We start from the raw sequence: 381 nt of genomic DNA, 5'->3' as shown, positions 1-381 counted from the left end.
GCCTGGCTGGACCGCATCGCGCCTGAAGGCCCCGATTACGACCACGACGATGAGGGGCCGGACGATATGCCCGCCCATCTCAAGATGGCGCTGACGGGCGTTTCCTTGGCAGTTCCGGTGGTGGGCGGTCGTCTGGCGCTCGGCACATGGCAGGGCATCTTTCTCGTCGAACACCGGGCCCGGCCGCATACTCGCGAGATCGCGCTCCATCTTTCCGGCGATCGACCGGACGAATTAGCGAAACCCTAATCCCCCTCACGCGTAAGGAGAGCGTGAGTATCTCCATCCATACCCGTTTCGCGTTCTGCCTCGACCGGCCGACCGACGTCCTCCTCCAGTTCGAGGCGGCGGAGATTCCGGAACACGAGATCCTGTCGAGCA

Annotated in this window: 1 protein-coding gene; it reads left to right on the top strand. The window is 63.8% G+C overall.

The genetic code is table 11. The features are described 5' to 3' along the window. On the top strand, positions 1 to 249 hold a 249-nt coding region (locus A3736_RS08560), incomplete at its 5' end, for a secondary thiamine-phosphate synthase enzyme YjbQ (protein ID WP_197465556.1). Positions 250 to 381 lie beyond the last annotated feature (132 nt).

It is taken from the genome of Erythrobacter sp. HI0063, from assembly GCF_001635685.1.
Taxonomy (GTDB): domain Bacteria; phylum Pseudomonadota; class Alphaproteobacteria; order Sphingomonadales; family Sphingomonadaceae; genus Qipengyuania.
This window is presented reverse-complemented; position numbering and strand designations above follow the sequence as displayed.